Annotated in this window: 14 protein-coding genes; 6 read left to right on the top strand and 8 right to left on the bottom strand. The window is 59.4% G+C overall.

Annotation, left to right across the window (positions count from 1 at the left end):
* Positions 1 to 200: 200 nt before the first annotated feature.
* From CES87_RS15275 to CES87_RS15245, 7 genes are all read right to left on the bottom strand, one after another.
* Positions 201 to 1,619 carry an amino acid permease gene (locus CES87_RS15275; RefSeq protein WP_128606763.1) on the bottom strand — a complete coding sequence of 473 codons (1,419 nt, stop codon included), beginning with the start codon at positions 1,617 to 1,619 and terminating at the stop codon, positions 201 to 203.
* Between the two features lie 849 nt (positions 1,620 to 2,468).
* Positions 2,469 to 3,890, bottom strand: a complete 1,422-nt coding sequence (gene ltrA / locus CES87_RS15270; RefSeq protein WP_128605690.1) for a group II intron reverse transcriptase/maturase — start codon at positions 3,888 to 3,890, stop codon at positions 2,469 to 2,471.
* Positions 3,891 to 4,387: 497 nt separating this feature from the next.
* On the bottom strand, positions 4,388 to 5,620 hold the full coding sequence (gene rluB / locus CES87_RS15265) for a 23S rRNA pseudouridine(2605) synthase RluB (RefSeq protein WP_128606762.1): 1,233 nt from the start codon (positions 5,618 to 5,620) through the stop codon (positions 4,388 to 4,390).
* A gap of 329 nt (positions 5,621 to 5,949) precedes the next feature.
* The gene (gene scpB / locus CES87_RS15260) at positions 5,950 to 6,939 is read right to left on the bottom strand and encodes an SMC-Scp complex subunit ScpB (RefSeq protein WP_128606761.1); all 990 of its coding nucleotides are present in this window, start codon (positions 6,937 to 6,939) and stop codon (positions 5,950 to 5,952) included.
* An 11-nt stretch (positions 6,940 to 6,950) separates the two neighbouring features.
* Entirely contained in the window at positions 6,951 to 7,649 is a 699-nt protein-coding gene (locus CES87_RS15255; protein WP_178081429.1) for a ScpA family protein, read from the bottom strand.
* A 120-nt stretch (positions 7,650 to 7,769) separates the two neighbouring features.
* On the bottom strand, positions 7,770 to 8,399 hold the full coding sequence (locus CES87_RS15250; protein WP_128606759.1) for an L-threonylcarbamoyladenylate synthase: 630 nt from the start codon (positions 8,397 to 8,399) through the stop codon (positions 7,770 to 7,772).
* A gap of 13 nt (positions 8,400 to 8,412) precedes the next feature.
* Positions 8,413 to 9,276, bottom strand: coding sequence for a PHP domain-containing protein (locus CES87_RS15245; protein ID WP_128606758.1), 864 nt, complete (start codon positions 9,274 to 9,276; stop codon positions 8,413 to 8,415).
* 87 nt (positions 9,277 to 9,363) lie between these two features.
* On the opposite strand from CES87_RS15245, the gene CES87_RS15240 reads away from it, so the two are divergent.
* The 6 genes from CES87_RS15240 (at position 9,364) to CES87_RS15215 (ending at position 13,692) form a co-directional block, all read left to right on the top strand.
* Positions 9,364 to 9,960 carry a septation protein A gene (locus CES87_RS15240; protein ID WP_128606757.1) on the top strand — a complete coding sequence of 199 codons (597 nt, stop codon included), beginning with the start codon at positions 9,364 to 9,366 and terminating at the stop codon, positions 9,958 to 9,960.
* 1 nt (position 9,961) lies between these two features.
* Entirely contained in the window at positions 9,962 to 10,261 is a 300-nt protein-coding gene (locus CES87_RS15235) for a YciI family protein (RefSeq protein ID WP_008156126.1), read from the top strand.
* 120 nt (positions 10,262 to 10,381) lie between these two features.
* Positions 10,382 to 10,795 (top strand): translation initiation factor 2, encoded by a 414-nt coding sequence (locus tag CES87_RS15230; protein WP_128606756.1) that lies wholly within the window; start codon positions 10,382 to 10,384, stop codon positions 10,793 to 10,795.
* 7 nt (positions 10,796 to 10,802) lie between these two features.
* Positions 10,803 to 11,480 carry a response regulator transcription factor gene (locus tag CES87_RS15225; RefSeq protein WP_128606755.1) on the top strand — a complete coding sequence of 226 codons (678 nt, stop codon included), beginning with the start codon at positions 10,803 to 10,805 and terminating at the stop codon, positions 11,478 to 11,480.
* A 238-nt stretch (positions 11,481 to 11,718) separates the two neighbouring features.
* On the top strand, positions 11,719 to 12,168 hold the full coding sequence (locus CES87_RS15220) for a Spy/CpxP family protein refolding chaperone (RefSeq protein ID WP_128606754.1): 450 nt from the start codon (positions 11,719 to 11,721) through the stop codon (positions 12,166 to 12,168).
* A 180-nt stretch (positions 12,169 to 12,348) separates the two neighbouring features.
* Positions 12,349 to 13,692, top strand: coding sequence for a HAMP domain-containing sensor histidine kinase (locus tag CES87_RS15215; protein WP_128606753.1), 1,344 nt, complete (start codon positions 12,349 to 12,351; stop codon positions 13,690 to 13,692).
* Between the two features lie 111 nt (positions 13,693 to 13,803).
* Here CES87_RS15215 and CES87_RS15210 read toward each other — a convergent pair whose 3' ends face one another.
* A complete protein-coding gene (locus CES87_RS15210; protein WP_128606752.1) occupies positions 13,804 to 14,367 on the bottom strand; it encodes an NAD(P)H nitroreductase in 564 nt (187 codons plus the stop codon).
* Between the last annotated feature and the right edge of the window lie 65 nt (positions 14,368 to 14,432).

Here is a 14,432-nt window from a genome sequence, read left to right as displayed (position 1 = left end):
TCTGAAGTCTGAAAAATAATGCGCCATGACGTGAACCTGTAGGAGCCGGCTTGCTGGCGATGGCGGCGTATCAGTCACATTCATTACATCTGACAGACCGTTATCGCCAGCAAGCCGGCTCCTACAGGACCAGCGATATGCAGAAATGCTCGCACCTTGCGATACGGGCATTTCGTTTACATTGCCAGCCGATCTATTTCCTATCGCGTGGCAGTACTAACTACAGCAGCAGCGGAATCACGACGCTTGTTCTTGATGCCGTAGCAAACCCACATGAACACGATCCAAACCGGAATCGCGTACACCGATATCTGGATCCCCGGGATCAACAGCATCACGCCGAGAATAAACACCACGAACGCCAGGCAGATGTAGTTCCCGTACGGGTACCACAGGGCCTTGAACAGCGACGTCTGTCCGGTTTTGTTCATGTGCTGGCGGAACTTGAAGTGCGAGTAGCTGATCATCGCCCAGTTGATCACCAGCGTGGCCACGACCAGCGACATCAACAGTTCCAGCGCGTTTTGCGGGATCAGGTAGTTCAGCAATACCGCGATCAGCGTCACGGCAGCCGAAGCGAGGATCGAACGCACCGGCACACCGCGCTTGTCGATCTTCGCCAGAGCTTTCGGTGCATCGCCCTGCTCTGCCATACCCAGCAGCATGCGGCTGTTGCAGTAGGTGCCACTGTTGTAAACCGACAACGCCGCGGTCAGGACCACAAAGTTGAGGATGTGCGCAGCAGTGTTGCTGCCAAGCATCGAGAACACCTGCACGAACGGGCTGCCGCTGTAAGAATCACCGGACGCGTTCAGAGTGGCCAGCAAGCTGTCCCACGGCGTCAGCGACAGCAGAATGACCAGTGCACCGATGTAGAAAATCAGGATCCGGTAGATCACCTGGTTGATCGCTTTCGGGATCACGGTTTTCGGCTTGTCGGCTTCAGCGGCAGTGAAACCGAGCATTTCCAGGCCGCCGAAGGAGAACATGATGATCGCCATGGCCATCACCAGACCGCTGACGCCATTAGGGAAGAAACCGCCGTGGGACCACAGGTTGCTGACCGACGCTTGCGGGCCACCATGACCGCTGACCAGCAGGTAGCTGCCCAGAGCAATCATGCCGACAATCGCCACGACCTTGATGATCGCGAACCAGAACTCGGCTTCGCCAAAGACTTTGACGTTGGCCAGGTTGATCGCGTTGATCAGCACGAAGAATGCAGCGGCCGAGGCCCAGGCCGGGATGTCCGGTGCCCAGTAGTGGATGTATTTACCGACTGCCGTCAACTCGGACATGCCCACCAGAATGTACAGAATCCAACAGTTCCAGCCCGACAGGAAGCCGGCAAAGCCGCCCCAGTATTTGTGGGCAAAGTGGCTGAAGGAGCCGGCCACTGGCTCTTCGACGATCATTTCGCCCAGTTGGCGCATGATCATGAAGGCAATAAAGCCGCAGATGGCGTAGCCGAGGATCATCGACGGGCCGGCGGATTTCAGTACCCCGGCCGAGCCGAGGAACAAACCGGTGCCAATCGCGCCACCGAGGGCGATCAATTGAATGTGGCGATTTTTCAGGCCGCGTTTCAGCTCGCCTGAATGCGAGTTTTGTCCACTCATGAAAAGGGTCTCACGCAAGGTTTGATGATGTTTGGTTGCTGCTTGGATACGACGTTAAGCGGCACCGATCAAACCCCAGCGCAGGCACCAGGAGTTCAGCGTATTTACAACGGTCATGCGTCACCTGTTTGTTTTTATCTGTGACGAAATCGAACCCGACACGCTCGTGACGCGGCGGAGTGAACAAGGCGGATAGCCTTGAGGTTTGCGCAGATGCGCAGGAGGTCACAGGTAAAACGCGGCGCATTGTACACCGCCAACCCCCTGCTGCCAGACACCACTGAATCGGTGTGTCGGTTGCCGGGATTGCCTGTGTCCGCCCCGAGAGACTCTGGCGGCTGCAAAAAGGGAGTCGGGCCTTTGCGGGCCATTGACGGGGACGGCGGAAAAACCGGCCCACGCTGAGAGCTGGAAATGGATTGCGGCGTTCATTGCGCCTCCTTTTTGTTATGCACCTGCACGACAGGCATGGAGCGCATGACACCTTGCATGGGGTCTGGAAACAAGCGGGCTAGAGCGCTGGGATGCGTCAGGAAAAATTGTAGGGCGGAAGATTTTTCTTACATCTTTTGCGAGATGATGATTCCAGGGGACCAATCGGCGAAATTCGTCAGGATTTCTTTACAAGGCGTAACGCCAGCTTTCCATTCAGAGACGGTGGCGTTACCGCAGACGCCTTCGCGTGCAAGCCTCGCTCCTACAGGGAACGCGCCAAACCTGTAGGAGCGAGGCTTGCCCGCGATGACGGACTGACAAACAACACATCACTTAAGCCAGGATCGAGTAGGAGGCGGCCTCACAGCCGCCGTCCTCTCACACCACCGTACATACGGTTCCGTATACGGCGGTTCAAGCTATGCGGCTAAGCCGGTTTATCGTATCCAGTACCGAGACTAACCCGAGTCGATCCCACAGCTTCTTCGGTAGCGCCTGATTCATATGGGGCGCTCCCGAGTTCCACCATGGGCCTCGGCCATTGACTGCCGATTTCCACGCCCGCGCTTCATTGAGTCCCAGACGTATCAAGTTGCGCGCCCTTGTAAAGGGCCGCTTCCATTGACGCCAGACGACACAACGAAGCTTGTGCCGCACCCAGCCGTCCAGTTCCTCAAGTGGCCGCTTGCTCTGGCTCAGCTTGAAGTAGCCAGCCCATCCGCGTAGCACGGGGTTTATCCGCTCGATGATATTCGCCATCTTGTGGCCTCGTGCTCTGCGCAGCAGATCTCTGAGTCGGCCGCGCAAGCGACCCAGACTCGTCGTCGCCACTCTCAGCCTCGGCTGTTGATGCCAGCTCATCCCATAGCCCAAGTAATCACAGACCCAGGGCCGCGCCACACGGCTCTTTTCCCGGTTCAGCGTCAGTTTCAGGCGCTGATTCAGGAAGCGCTCAACACTTCTCATCACTCGTTCACCAGCACGACGACTGCACACATAGATGTTCGCATCGTCGGCATAGCGTACGAATCGATAGCCCCGTCGTTCCAGCTCGCGGTCGAGTTCGTTGAGCAGGATGTTCGACAGCAACGGCGAGAGCGGGCCGCCTTGCGGCGTCCCCTCCTGCCGTCGGCTGGCAATACCGCCTGACATCGTTCCCGCTTCGAAGTAACGACGGATCAACTTGAGCACGCGCTTATCTTCGATTTGACGCGCCACGTAAGCCATCAGGATGTCGTGATTAACCCGATCAAAGAACTTCTCAAGATCCAGTTCCACGCACCAGCGATGCCCTGCCGCCACATGACCGCGAGCAGTTTCAATGGCTTGATGAGCGCTTCTGCCCGGACGAAAACCGTAGCTGTAATCCGAGAACAGAGGATCGAAAATCGGCGTGAGCTGTTGCAGCAGTGCCTGCTGGATCAGGCGATCCACGACATTGGGAATACCCAGTTGCCGTGTTCCACCTTTAGGTTTGGGGATGTCGACGGCGCGCACACCTTGCGGGTGATACTCGCCGGCCAGCAACCGTGCCTTGAGGATCGGCCAATACTGTTTCACGTAGTTCGCCAAGTCGTCGACCGTCATGCCATCGGCACCCGGCGCGCCCTTGTTGCTGACCACGCGTTTATACGCACGCCTAAGATTAGCCGGTGCAAGCACCCGTTCCATAAGCATGTCCGACTCCGCGTTCGTCCACGTCACAGACGCCGCCGATACCTTTGCGCTGCCAGCCGTTATCCTCGGATACTGTCCGGGACTCGGGGTAACAGTCTTCTCTGGGAGAAATTTCTGCATTTCGGTATTCAACGAGACTTTGACGCCTACTGGCGGCATAACCTGTTCGGCCCTTGGCGACGGGGTTATTCGTCACTTACTACGGCTTCGGCTGACTTCTGCACGCTCATCCCGTCGCCTCTCGACGCGCGGTAGCACAGTGGCAAACGTGCAGATCTCCCAGGGTAATTCGCGCGACCTTCCTGCTTATGCCTGTCGGATCTACGTCGCAGCGTTCCGTGCAAGTATTGGGCTTTGACGGTTTGGGCCGCCTTACCCCGCTGCGCCGCCTCTATCCGCTTCCTGTTCGTCAGGCCAGCATTTTGCCTCGGGCTTCCTTCAGATTCGCGGTCACCCGCGACACCCTTGCCTCTGGCTAACACTTCCCCTTGCCGGGTGTGTAGAGGACTTTCACCTCCAAGTCACCAGCGAGGCCACCACAGCCAAGCTGGTTGCGCTTGCGCGCAACGCGCCATGCCTGGCGCACCCAAAAAAAAAACGCCAACCCGAAGGCTGGCGTTTCACTTGTAGCTTGCCGGTTGAAGCTTACCGCTGCTTCACTCCGGCTTGCGACGACCAAATCCAGGACGCTGCCCGGAACCAGCCGGTGCACCGCGACGCTTGCCCGACGGCTTGTCACCGTCGACCAGTTTGATCCCCGGACGCTTCGGCGCAGGCTTGGCCGGGCGCTTGGTGTCGGCCGGACGGTCCGCCACCGGCGTACCGCGACCGGCTGGGGCACCACGACCTTCGCCACGCTCGGTGCGACCGTTGGCCGGACGCGGAGTGCGTGGGCCGCGCTCACCGTCCTGGCGTGCAGCAGGCTTACGACCCGCACGCTCGCCTTCGATCTGCGGCTCACGGTTTGCTCGCGGGCTGGTAGCTGGCTCACCAGTGGCTGGACGCAGGGTTCGCACACGCTCGGTCTTGGCCATTGGCCGCGACGATTTACGCTGCATACGCTCAAGCTTGTCTTTGCTCTTGGCGGTCATCTGCGGCATGGCCACCGGGGTCAGGCCCACTTCAGCGCTCAAAATGTCGACTTCGTACTGGCTCATTTCGCGCCAGCGGCCCATCGGCAGGTCGGAGTTGAGGAACACCGGACCGAAACGCACGCGCTTCAGACGGCTGACCACCAGGCCCTGGGATTCCCACAGACGACGAACCTCACGGTTACGGCCTTCCATCACCACGCAGTGGTACCAGTGGTTGAAACCTTCGCCACCGGGTGCCTGCTTGATGTCAGTGAACTTGGCCGGGCCGTCTTCGAGCACTACGCCCGCTTTCAGGCGCTCGATCATCTCGTCGTCCACTTCACCACGCACACGTACCGCGTATTCACGATCCATTTCGTAGGAAGGGTGCATCAGGCGGTTCGCCAGCTCACCGTCGGTAGTGAACATCAGCAGACCGGTGGTGTTGATGTCCAGACGACCGATGTTGATCCAGCGACCTTCTTTCGGACGCGGCATCTTGTCGAACACGGTCGGACGACCTTCCGGGTCGACACGGGTGCAGATTTCACCATCGGGTTTGTTGTACATGATCACGCGGCGTACCGACTCGGCGGCTTCTTCGCGCTTGATCACCTTGCCATCGATGGTGATGGCGTCATGCATATCGACGCGCTGACCGAGGGTGGCGTCTTTGCCATTGACCTTGATGCGGCCGTGGCTGATCCAGGCTTCCACGTCACGGCGCGAGCCGACGCCGATACGGGCGAGGACTTTTTGCAGTTTTTCGCCTGCTGGGCCGATTGGCTGGTGGTCTTGCTGGTCGTTGATACTCATCTGGGCACCTCCCGGTGTGGTCTGTTCAGGACGCTCTGAATTGAGGGGCCTGACGCATTGAAAACTGTAACTTTGACGGGGGATCGTCGAAGGGTCGCGAATCATACGCTCATGACGGCGTTCGCGCATCAGAGACTAGCTGATAGACGCAAGGTTATTGATTTTTCCGCCGACCGGTGGCGCGCAAATTGACTTAACACCTGTAGGAGCTGAGCTTGGTCCGGGCGGCGATCCGACGATGACGGGGGCAAATTCAACATCACATTGACTGACGGACCGCTATCGTCGGATCGCCGCCCGGACCAAGCTCGGCTCCTACAGGGTTTGTGTCAATCCTCAGCCTCGCGGCGTTCGGCTTCGATGGCTTCGGCCAGGGCCAGTGCCTCGGCTTCTTCATCGCTCAGCTCAGGTTTCGCCTGTTCAAGGGCAGCGACGGCGGCCAGCAATTTTTCGCGAGCTTCGGCAACGCCGAGAATGTCGTCTTCCTGCTCAGGTTCGATTTCTGGTTCGTGCTCGTCTTCAGGCTCTGGTTCCGGTTCAAACGGGTCGACTTCGGCTTCCGGCTGAATGCTGGCGAGTTCAGGATCAGCCTCGGACACCCCACCATCACGCAACAAATCATCGAAATCAGTCTTGAGCCCCTCCTCCATGCTGTCCAGTTCCAGCAACAATGTATGGAAACTGGGTTCTTCCTTGGGCTCTTCGGGTTCGGCGCTGGCATCCGCCAATTCCTGCAACGCGGCAGGCACCGGCGCGTCGTCGAAATCAAGCACCGGGTCAGGCTCCAGCTCTCGCAGTTCTGCCAGCGTAGGCAAATCGTCGAGGTTTTTCAGGTTGAAATGATCGAGAAACGCCTTGGTGGTGGCGAACATCGCCGGCTTACCCGGCACCTCGCGGTAACCAACGATGCGAATCCACTCACGCTCCATCAGCGTCTTGACGATCTGGCTGTTGACCGCCACGCCTCGCACGTCTTCGATCTCGCCACGGGTGATCGGTTGGCGATAGGCGATCAGGGCAATGGTTTCCAGCATCGCCCGGGAATAACGTTGCGGACGCTCTTCCCACAAACGACCGACCCACGGCGAAAACTTTTCGCGAATTTGCAGGCGATAACCGGAAGCGACTTCCTTCAGCTCGAACGCACGGCCATCGCAGGACTTGGCCAAAATCGTCAGGGCTTTCTTGAAAACCGCAGGCTCCGGCCGCTCGGCTTCTTCGAAGAGCTCGAACAGGCGCTCCATCGATTGCGGTTTTCCCGAGGCCAACAGGAAGGCTTCGAGCAGTGGCGCCAGCTCGCGGGGTTCACTCAGGTTCATGATTCAACTCGTTATTCGGCTCGGGCTCGCACGTGGATCGCTGCGAACGGCTCATTCTGCACCAGCTCGACCAAGGATTCCTTGACCAGCTCGAGGATTGCCATAAAGGTCACTACCACGCCCAACCGCCCTTCTTCAGCGGTGAACAGCTCGACGAACGGCACGAAACCGCCGCCCTTGAGCCGGTCGAGCACATCGCTCATCCGTTCGCGGGTGGACAGCGCCTCGCGGCTAACCTGGTGGCTTTCGAACATGTCGCCACGGCGCAACACTTCGGCCATAGACAGCAACAACTCTGACAAACGCACGTCCGGCAACAGCTTGCGCGCCCGGGCTTCGGGAGCATCGAGCTTTGGCACCACCACGTCACGACCGACGCGGCTCAAGCCATCGATACCTTCAGCGGCAGCCTTGAAGCGCTCGTATTCCTGCAGGCGGCGGATCAGTTCTGCGCGCGGGTCGTCTTCCTCTTCTTCGATGGTTTCGGCACGGGGCAGCAGCATCCGCGACTTGATCTCGGCCAGCATCGCGGCCATCACCAGGTACTCGGCGGCCAGCTCCAGGCGCACCGACTGCATCAACTCGACATAACCCATGTACTGACGAGTGATTTCCGCCACCGGGATGTCGAGAATGTTGATGTTCTGCTTGCGGATCAGGTACAGCAGCAGGTCGAGCGGTCCTTCAAAGGCTTCGAGAAAGACTTCCAGCGCATCCGGCGGGATGTATAGATCCACCGGCATTTCCATGACCGCCTGGCCATAGACCATGGCGAAGGGCAGCTCCTGCTGGGCTCCGGCCTGACTGTCGACGGGTTCTACTGCGGACATCTAGGCCTCGGCCATGAACGGCGCAGGGTCGCCGCAACCGACGCGGATCACTTCCGGCTCGCCGTCGGCGAGGCTGATCACAGTAGACGCCTTGATCCCGCCGAAACCGCCATCGATGATCAGATCGACCTGATGTTCGAGCAACTGGCGCATCTCATAGGGATCGGTGAGCGGATCTTCATCGCCTGGCATGATCAGGGTCACGCTCATCAGCGGCTCGCCCAACTCTGCGAGCAGGGCCAAGGCGATTGGATGGCTCGGCACCCGCAAACCGATGGTGCGCTTTTTCGGGTGCAACAGCAGCCGCGGGACTTCGCGGGTGGCGTTGAGAATGAAGGTGTATGGCCCCGGCAAGTGCGCCTTGAGAATGCGGAAGGTGCCTGTGTCGATCTTGGCAAACAGGCCCAATTGCGACAGATCGCTGCAGATTAGCGCGAAGTTGTGCTTTTCATCGAGCTGGCGCAGGCGCCGAACGCGCTCCACGGCAACCTTGTCGCCGATCTGGCAACCGATTGCGTAGGAAGAGTCTGTGGGATAAATCACCACCCCGCCGTTGCGGATGATCTCGACAGCCTGTTTGATCAGGCGCACTTGCGGGTTTTCCGGATGAATCTGGAAAAATTGACTCACATTCTCTACCTGTTCAGACGACGGCAATAATTGGGTCATGTTTGAATCGACACCACAGTGGTGGCAGATCGTCCGGGAGCGGGCGGTATTCACCGATCTCGGACCAGCCTCCAGGGCCATGAAAATCACTGCCGGCGCTGACCAGCAGACCGAACTCGCGGGCCAGAATGGCCAGGCTGCCTACCTGCTCGGCAGGCTGATGACCATTGACCACCTCGATCGCGTGGCCCCCCGCTTGAATATAGTCGGCAATCAGGCGGCGACGTTTGCTGCGAGTGAAATCATAGTGCCAAGGGTGTGCCAGACTGACCCAGGCCTTGGCCGCACGCAGGGTTTCGACGGTTTCTTCCAGCGTCGGCCAGTGTTGCTTGACGTCACCCAGCTTGCCTGCACCCAACCATTTGCGGAACGCTTCGGCGCGATCCTTGACGAAACCTTCGCGCACCATCCAGTCGGCGAAGTGCGGGCGGGCCGGCGCGTTGCCACTGTCGCCCAGTTCCTGCTGGACTTCCCGCGCGCCTTCCAGTGCGCCAGGCATGCCCTTCAACGCCAGTTTGCGACTTATTTCTTCGGACCTTAGCCAACGACCATCGTGCAATTTGGCAATCGCCTCGACCAACGGTGTGGCATCGACGTCGAAACCATAGCCCAGCACATGAATGGTCGCGCCGCCCCAGGTACAGGACAATTCGACGCCGTTGACCAGTTGCATCCCCAGCGCATTCGCAGCGTTTCGTGCCTCATCGAGGCCCTCCAGGGTGTCGTGATCGGTCAAGGCCAGGACTCGCACGCCTTTCTCGAACGCACGCGCAACCAGTACCGCAGGCGCCAGGGCGCCATCGGAGGCCGTGCTATGGCAGTGCAAATCAACATTCACGGGGCTTTGTAACCTCAAATCAGCTGGCGCTATCGCGCGCCCATATGTTTGTTATTATGCCGCCACATCCTGCTTCTGGCTGCCACTGTGAAACAATTCATCGATTTCATCCCGCTCCTGCTGTTTTTCATCGTCTTCAAAATCGATCCACGGGTCGTCGACATTGCCGGCCACGAGGTAACTGTAGGCGGTATTTACAGCGCTACCGCGATGCTGATCATCAGTTCGCTGGTGGTCTACGGCACGCTGTTCATCAAACAGCGCAAGCTGGAGAAGAGCCAGTGGCTGACGCTCATCGCCTGCCTGGTCTTCGGCAGCCTGACTCTGGCCTTCCACAGCGAGACCTTCCTGAAATGGAAAGCCCCGGTGGTCAACTGGCTGTTTGCCCTGGGTTTCATCGGCAGCCACTTCATCGGTGACCGCCTGCTGATCAAACGCATCATGGGCCACGCGCTGACCCTGCCAGATCCGGTCTGGACGCGTCTGAACATCGCCTGGATCGTCTTCTTTCTGTTTTGCGGCGCCGCCAACCTGTTCGTTGCATTCACCTTCCAGAGCTACTGGGTCGACTTCAAGGTCTTCGGCAGCCTGGGCATGACGTTGCTGTTCCTGGTCGGCCAAGGCATCTACCTGTCCCGCCACCTGCATGACGCCGATACCACATCGCCTAAAACCGAGGACTGACATGCTTTACGCAATCATTGCCACAGACGTTGCCAACTCCCTGGAAGCCCGCCTGGCCGCACGGCCTGCACACCTTGAGCGCCTGCAAGTGCTTAAAGGCGAAGGTCGCATCGTACTGGCCGGGCCGCACCCGGCGGTCGACAGCAATGATCCAGGGGCGGCGGGTTTCACCGGCAGCCTGATCGTCGCCGAATTCGACTCCCTGAGCGCCGCCCAGGCCTGGGCCGATGCAGATCCTTACATCGCCGCTGGCGTCTACGCCAACGTTTCGGTCAAGCCGTTCAAGCAAGTCCTGCCGTAACCTTCTTTTTTCAATCCCCCCCGCGATGAACCTTGTCGGTTCATCGCGCTCTCAATCGCTCATTATTCTCGTTTGCCGGCCGACAACTTCCCAATACTCGTATTGGAATCAGGAGTCGCGATGCGCAAAGGTCCGTTGTGTCTGATGTTGGTCACGTTGTCGATCGTGGCCCCCGCCCACGGTGAAGAACACGCCGAGGGCGCAAGCTCCACGCCGCTGTCCTTGAGCGCCGGCAGCCAGATAAACGAGTTGCAGCAACGCTTGAAAGAAAGCGAGCGGCAACGAGAAGAGCTGAGCAAACAATTGCAGAATGCCGATGGCGAACGCGAAAGCGCCCAGTTGGCCCGGTTGCGCCAAGAGAACCAGCGTCTGAAGCTGCAACTAAGGGAAGCCCAGGCCGGCAGTTCGATTCCACGGTTGCTGACCGATCAGCAACAGTGGTTCGTGATTGGTGCCGCAGTTGCGCTATTTGCCCTGCTCTGCGGTATCTTCGCCAGTGGTGCAAGTCGAAAACGTCGACAATGGCTAAATTGAGTGAGTCATGAGCGAGCTGTTACTAATTGATGATGACCAGGAGCTGTGTGAGCTCCTGAGCAGTTGGCTGAGCCAGGAAGGCTTTCAGGTGCGTGCCTGTCACGATGGCCAGAGCGCCCGTCGGGCGTTGGCCGAAACCTCCCCGGCGGCCGTGGTGCTGGATGTGATGCTGCCGGATGGCAGCGGTCTGGAACTGCTCAAACAGTTGCGCAGCGATCATCCGGATTTGCCGGTGCTGATGCTTTCGGCCCGGGGCGAACCGCTGGACCGCATTCTCGGACTGGAACTGGGTGCCGACGATTACCTGGCCAAACCCTGTGATCCACGGGAACTGACAGCCCGCCTGCGCGCCGTGTTGCGCCGCAGCCACCCGGCAGCGGTGTCCAGCCAGATGGAGCTGGGCGACCTGTGTTTCAGCCCGGTGCGCGGCGTGGTCAGCATCAATGAACAGGAGTTTTCCCTCACTGTTTCCGAAAGCCGTCTACTCGAAGCCCTGCTCAAGCAACCCGGTGAGCCGCTGGACAAACAGGAACTGGCGCAAATCGCCCTCGGCCGCAAGTTGACCCTGTATGACCGCAGCCTCGACATGCACGTGAGTAACCTGCGCAAGAAAATCGGCCCGCATCCCGATGGCCGCCCGCGCATCGTGGCCCTGCGCAGTCGTGGCTACTACTACAGCCTCTGAACCCACACATCCCTGTAATTGGAGCTGGCTTGCCAGCGAAAGCGGTGTGACTGATATACCGCGTCGTCTGTTTCGCCAGCAAGCCGGCTCCTAAAGGTTCTGTATTAGTCAGGGGATTGTCAGGTCGGCGGAAAATCATCTTTACCCAAGCTTTACGCTCCGCTGACCGCCGCTGACCTTGATCTCCGTAATCTGTACTCATCCGGAACGTACCGGGAATGAGACAAGGAGATTCACCATGCGCAAGACTCTTATCGCTCTGATGTTCGCCGCCGCCCTGCCGACCGTGGCCATGGCCATGCCTGAAGGCGCAGGCCCTATGGGTGGTCCGATGGACGGTGCGCGCCACGGCGGTCAGATGCACGGCATGCACGGTAAAGGTCCGTACAGCCAACTGGACCTGAGCCACGAACAGCGCGAACAGATCCGCAAGATCATGGGCGAGCAGATGCACGAGCGTAAGCAAATGGTTGACAAATACCTGGAGAAACTCTCGCCAGCCGACCAGAAAGCCATGAAGGATGAAATGGCTGCCAACCACAAGAAAGCCGAAGCCGATGTGCGCGCCGTGTTGAAACCGGATCAACAGAAGAAATTCGACGAGATCCAGAAGAAACAGGCTGAGCGCCGCGCCGAATGGGCCGAGTTCAAGGCGTGGAAAGCGCAACAGCCGCAAAAAGCGCAATAATGATCCAACCCGGACCCAGCGGCTAACCACCGTTGGGGCTGACACTATTGTAGGAGCGAGCTTGCTCGCGAAAAACCCTCAGGCGCCGCAGCGCACATGGTATTACGCGTAATCGTTCACGACCTTCGCGAGCGAGCTCGCTCCTACAGGGATTGAGCTTTCTTTGTTTGAGGATTTTCTGTGCGCTCATTGTTCTGGCGTATTCTGGCTAGCTTCTGGCTGGCTATCGCTCTGGTTGCAGGGCTGTCCATTTTGTTGGGACACATGCTCAATCAGGATGCCTGGATTCTCAGTCGACATCCGGGCCTCAATACCTTGGCCGAACAATGGACGCAAACCTACGAATCCCAGGGCGAAGAAGCAGCGCAGGACATTCTGGAACAGCGCAAACGCCAGTATCACATCGACGTCCAAGTGCTCAACGAGAGCGGAGACCCGGTGGTACGCGGCACCTTCCCGCGACGCGCGGCGGCCTTTGAGGCGCGGCAGAACAACGATGACCGCCGCCTGCCATGGCGTCGTCTGACCGCTGAATACACCAGCGAAAAAACCGGCGACACCTATCTGCTGATCTACCGTATTCCCCACCCGGAACTCGACGCCTGGCACCGCGAAAGCCTGCTCTGGCCATTGAGTGCACTGGGTATCGCGCTCGTGGTGCTGACTCTGTTCAGCCTGCTGGTGACTCTTTCCATCACCCGCCCGCTCAGCCGCTTGCGCGGTGCGGTGCATGATCTGGGGCAAACCACTTACCAGCAGAACAGCCTGGTCAAACTGGCCAATCGCCGTGACGAGTTCGGGGTGCTGGCCAACGATTTCAACCGCATGGGCGCGCGCCTGCAAAGCCTGATCGGCAGCCAGCGGCAATTGCTGCGGGACGTGTCCCACGAACTGCGCTCGCCCCTCGCCCGCCTGCGCATTGCACTGGCCTTGGCCGAACGGGCCACGCCAGAGGAACGGCAAAAGCTCTGGCCGCGCTTGACCCGTGAATGCGATCGGCTCGAAGCGCTGATCAGTGAAATCCTGGTGTTGGCGCGAGTCGATGCCGACAACGCCAGCGCCGAAGAGGTGGACCTGAACGCGTTGCTCACGACCCTGCAACGAGATGCCCAGCTGGGTTCGCCAGAGCAGAGCGTTCGACTTGAGGCCGAGTCGCAACTGAATCTCAGAGGCTGGCCGACCATGATCGAGCGCGCCGTAGACAACCTGCTTCGCAATGCCCAGCGCTTCAACCCGGTGGGCGGGCAACCGATTGAAATGCTGGCGTTGCGTCAGGGCGAGCGGATTGTGGTGACCGTACGCGATCATGGTCCGGGGGTCGACGCTGAACATTTGACTCAGCTCGGGGAGCCATTCTACCGAGCTCCCGGACAAACAGCCGCCGGGCATGGGCTGGGGTTGGCCATTGCCCGCCGGGCGGCGGAGCGGCATGGCGGCAGTCTGGTACTGGCCAATCACCCGGAGGGCGGATTTATTGCCAGCCTGGAATTGCCGTTGTTACCAGGAGCCGTTGTTCAACCGTGATAGATGATCGTTCCCACGCTCTGCGTGGGAACGCCTCAAGGGACGCTCCGCGTTCCAATGGGACGCAGAGCGTCCCGGGCTGCATTCCCACGCAGAGCGTGGGAACGATCATTAGGCGGCAGACCAGGCGCTGACAAACTCCGCCAGATCAACCTTCTCTGCCACACGCGGTTCTTTCTGTGGTGTGCCCAGGTAAAGAAACGCGATCACCTCTTCCCCTTCCGCCAACCCCAACCCCTTGGCCACATGCGTCGAATAGGCCAGGTCACCGGTACGCCACACGGCGCCAATGCCTTGCGCATAGGCCGCCAGCAAAATGCCGTGCGCCGCGCAGCCAGCCGCCAGCAACTGCTCGGATTTCGGATATTTGACATGATCCTGCAAGCGGGCAACCACCACGACTACCAACGGCGCGCGCAGCGGACCGTTGCGTGCCTTGTCGATGGCTGCTTCGGTAACTTCGCTGTCCTGCAACTTCGCCGCCTCAGCCAGCAACTCGCCCATTTGCTCGCGCGCCGCGCCTTCGACGGTCAGGAAACGCCAAGGCTGCAAGTGACCGTGATCCGGCGCGCGCATGGCCGCAGCGAACAGCACTTCTCGCTGCTCTTGAGTAGGTGCCGGTTCGATCAGGCGCGGGACGGAAACACGGTTAAGCAAAACGTCGAGAGCCTGCATCGGCCACCTCCTGAAAAAATTGTGCGGCTATTCTAGCTGTAACTACCGCGGCAGTGCCCGTTTAC

Origin of the sequence: Pseudomonas sp. ERMR1:02, from assembly GCF_002277815.1 — a bacterium.
In the GTDB taxonomy this organism is placed as follows: Bacteria; Pseudomonadota; Gammaproteobacteria; order Pseudomonadales; family Pseudomonadaceae; genus Aquipseudomonas.
This window is presented reverse-complemented; position numbering and strand designations above follow the sequence as displayed.

Coding starts and splice junctions, on each gene's coding strand:
- scpB (WP_128606761.1), bottom strand. CDS start 6,939: ATGAACCTGAGTGAACCCCGCGAGCTGGCGCCACTGCTCGAAGCCTTC.
- CES87_RS15230 (WP_128606756.1), top strand. CDS start 10,382: ATGCGCAAAGGTCCGTTGTGTCTGATGTTGGTCACGTTGTCGATCGTG.
- CES87_RS15275 (WP_128606763.1), bottom strand. CDS start 1,619: ATGAGTGGACAAAACTCGCATTCAGGCGAGCTGAAACGCGGCCTGAAA.
- CES87_RS15220 (WP_128606754.1), top strand. CDS start 11,719: ATGCGCAAGACTCTTATCGCTCTGATGTTCGCCGCCGCCCTGCCGACC.
- CES87_RS15235 (WP_008156126.1), top strand. CDS start 9,962: ATGCTTTACGCAATCATTGCCACAGACGTTGCCAACTCCCTGGAAGCC.
- rluB (WP_128606762.1), bottom strand. CDS start 5,620: ATGAGTATCAACGACCAGCAAGACCACCAGCCAATCGGCCCAGCAGGC.
- CES87_RS15210 (WP_128606752.1), bottom strand. CDS start 14,367: ATGCAGGCTCTCGACGTTTTGCTTAACCGTGTTTCCGTCCCGCGCCTG.
- CES87_RS15225 (WP_128606755.1), top strand. CDS start 10,803: ATGAGCGAGCTGTTACTAATTGATGATGACCAGGAGCTGTGTGAGCTC.
- ltrA (WP_128605690.1), bottom strand. CDS start 3,890: ATGCCGCCAGTAGGCGTCAAAGTCTCGTTGAATACCGAAATGCAGAAA.